Origin of the sequence: Clostridium psychrophilum (assembly GCF_018861705.1) — a bacterium.
GTDB classification, from domain to species: Bacteria; Bacillota; Clostridia; order Clostridiales; family Clostridiaceae; genus Clostridium_AD; species Clostridium_AD psychrophilum.
In genome coordinates this window covers 1-3,480 of sequence record NZ_JAHLEC010000190.1, presented here as the reverse complement: position 1 = coordinate 3,480, position 3,480 = coordinate 1, and the positions used below count along the sequence as shown (strand labels likewise).

General features: G+C 35.8%; 2 protein-coding genes. Both read left to right on the top strand.

What is annotated here, in order from left to right:
* The first annotated feature begins 287 nt into the window (after positions 1–287).
* The gene (locus KPL38_RS18675) at positions 288–2,081 is read left to right on the top strand and encodes a tetratricopeptide repeat protein (RefSeq protein ID WP_216290640.1); all 1,794 of its coding nucleotides are present in this window, start codon (positions 288–290) and stop codon (positions 2,079–2,081) included.
* A gap of 29 nt (positions 2,082–2,110) precedes the next feature.
* Positions 2,111–3,343, top strand: coding sequence for a DUF4380 domain-containing protein (locus tag KPL38_RS18670; RefSeq protein WP_216290639.1), 1,233 nt, complete (start codon positions 2,111–2,113; stop codon positions 3,341–3,343).
* Positions 3,344–3,480 lie beyond the last annotated feature (137 nt).

Genomic DNA, 3,480 nt, shown 5'->3' with positions numbered 1-3,480 from the left:
ATTTAATCATCTCATATTTCTCTTGAATTTTCCACCTAATTTTCATCTAAAATGTTATCTAAAATGTTATCCACAGCGGTTTCCGCAAGCTGTTTCCTATATAACAAGAAACTGAAAAAATAGAAAAAATACCAGAACCGGCAAAAGCAATACCAGAGCCTCAAAAATTACAGACTAATGATGAGTTGTATCTTGCTGGATTACACCTAGAGCAATATCGACATGCTACCTACCAGCCAAGTGATTATTACTTGGAGGGATTACGACGTGATCCAACTGACTACCGTTTGAATGATGCGTATGGTTTATTACTGTTTAGGCAGGGACAATTTGCTACAAGTGAAAGTTATTTTAGAAAAGCGGTTAAGAAACAGACTTTAAAAAATCCTAATCCATATTCAGGTGCTGCTTACTATCATCTTGGTTTAAGTTTATTTCGCCAAGAAAAACAGAAAGAAGCTTTTGATGCCTTTTATAAAGCAACTTGGTCATTTGAAACTCAGTCATCGGCATTTTATTGGCTAGCGGCTATTTCCAGCAAACGCGAGGATGTCGCACAAGCAATAACTTTCATTGATCGCTGCTTAGTTAATAATTGGCATAATCTTAAGGCTCGTGTATTAAAGGCAAATTTATTAAGACGTTCAGGTAAAAGGCAAGAAGCTAAGCAATTACTTATCGAAAATTTGGCTATTGATATAGCTGATTCTGGTAGTTACTTTGAATTATATCAACTAGATCAAACGGCTGAAAATAAACAAATATTAGAGCAAGCACTTAATAGTAAATTCAATAATCTATTAGTTCTAGTTGGTGATTATTTGGATTATGGCTGTTATAAGGATGCAGACGCAATTTTGTCATTATCAACAGTTCAAAATCCTATGCAAGCCTACTATCAAGCATATGCGGCAACCAAAATGAATAATCAAACTGCAGCACAAGCTTACGCTAAAATTGGGAGTCAAGTTGCACCAGATTACGTTTTTCCTAATAAATTATTGGATATTCTGGTCTTACAAAAAGTTCAACAACTCAATCCAAAGGATGGTTTAGCTAGCTATTATTTAGGTAATCTTTGGTATGACAAACGAGTTTATAAACAAGCTATTCAATGTTGGGAGCACTGTACTAAAATGTTGCCAGATTTTCCAACTGCGTATCGTAATTTAGCTATTGCATATTATAACAAACAAAATGATGCTAAAAAAGCACTAAGGAGTTTGGAGAAAGCCTATCAGCTAAATCAGCAAGATGGACGTGTGATGTATGAATTAGCAACTTTATATGAAAAATTAAATCGGCCATTACAAGTACGTTTTGATTTTCTCCATGCTCATTTAGACCTGGTTAAATCACGTGATGATAGCTATATCGAATACATTACCTTGCTAAATGAACTTGGTCATTACCAAAAAGCGTATGAACTGATTATGGTTCATAAGTTCCATCCTTGGGAAGGTGGCGAAGGCAAGGTCAGTAGTCAATATGTTTTCGCGTTAATTGAATTAGCTAAACAGGATATCGAAGCTAGTCAATATAGGGATGCCATTGAAAAATTAACTGCTTCTTTAGAGTATCCTCGTAATTTAGGTGAAGGAAAATTAATTATTTCACAAGATAATATCACTAATTTTTATCTAGGTGTAGCCTACCGTGGGTTACAAGATGAGGACAATGCAGTATCTTACTTTAAGCAAGCCGAAATTGGTTTAAGCCAGCCGACGGATATGATGTACTACAACGATCAACCTGCAGATACTATTTTTTATCAAGGATTGGCATTGGAACAATTAGGACAACCAGATAAGGCTAAAGCTAAATACTATCAGTTAATCGAATTTGGTAAGCAGCATTTATTTAAACAGTTTAAGATGGACTACTTTGCAGTCTCTTTGCCAGATACATTACTGTTTGATGAAGATTATCAAGTTAAAAATAATGTTCATTGTTATTATCTAATTGCATTAGGGTATTTGGGGCTAGGTGAAAGCGAAAAAGCTCAAGTGATGTTTAATAAGGCGATCAAACAAACCAATCATCATCAAGGCATTTTACGACACCAACATTTTGTTAAGTAAATAATTGTAATCTATTAGGAGGATTTGTGATGAAGAAGCCATTTCGAATTCAAACGTCAACAATTGGTTCATGGGCTAAGTGTTATCAAGTTAGTAATGGTGTAGTCGAATTGTTAATCGTACCGGCGATTGGCGCACGCACACTTCAATATGGTTTGCCAGGGCAGAAACTGCTTTGGCAAAACCAATCGCTAACTGGTAAATCATTTTCTTATACTGAACGTTTAGGAGATGCTACTCAAGCAGCTTGGAAAAATTATGGTGGAGAAAAGATCTGGGTCGCACCACAAGTCTGGAAAAATAATCAACAATGGCCGGGCCCACCAGATCCAGTACTTGACTCTGGTGAGTATCACTTACTCAGTATAAACAATCTGCAACAGCAATTACATTTAAGCTTTATTAGTCCCAGTGATGAAGGTAAAACTGGCATTCAAATTCGAAAAAATTATTATTTAGAAGCCGAAACAAGTCGGGTGAAATTAATAACTGAATTTGAAAATATATCGTGTACACCAATAACTTGGTCAATTTGGGAAAACATGCAGTTGAACTGTGAATCTAAATCAGGCTGGAATCAGCAAATATATGTGACTATCCCAACGAATACAGGTTATCAGATTTTATATGGTGATACTGATAATCCGCAATGGGATTATCAGATGGAACAATCACTTGTACAAATTCATTATCAGAATCTGGTCGGGAAATTAGGTTTTAAACAAAAACAAGGATGGCTAGCATATTTTAATGGCGAAACTGGCGATACATGCGTACTGGAATATGCTGCTCCTTTTGCACAGCAACAAGACTTTCCAGATGGTGGTTGTAGTTTAGAATGCTGGACCAATGGTGCTGGTGTTCTGCAAGGTGTTGATTGGGGTTCTAGCGGTTATCACTATTTAGAAGCGGAAATTCTAAGTCCCAAGCAAATTATTCAACCGAGAATGACAATTTCTTATCAATTAGAATGGTCAACTTGTCGCTGCACAGGACCTGTGAAGCTAGTAAACCCAGCTGGCGTAGTGGTACAAACAATTCAACGACATGCTGATAGATTATTTGGTGATTATGGTGTGTTTGGTAATGGGATACTTTATCTAAAACTTAGGAATAGCGGACATACAACATGGCAAGAGCTTAGCAAAGTTAGTCCAGAACATCCGGTTCATGTGGATATTGAGAATATTGCACCAATGGGTGAAGTTTTATTGAAAAATTCGAAAGGTAATTATTTATTGCTAGATTCATGGAATGAATAATACGCAGGTTTATGAAAACAAAGATAAATAGACCAGCTAGTTAAAGTCAAGTGTAAATTTGCGAAAGTAGTTGTTAATTTCATTGCATAACAAAAAGACCATTGCATAACACGAACAATGGTAAATTTAGTAATTAT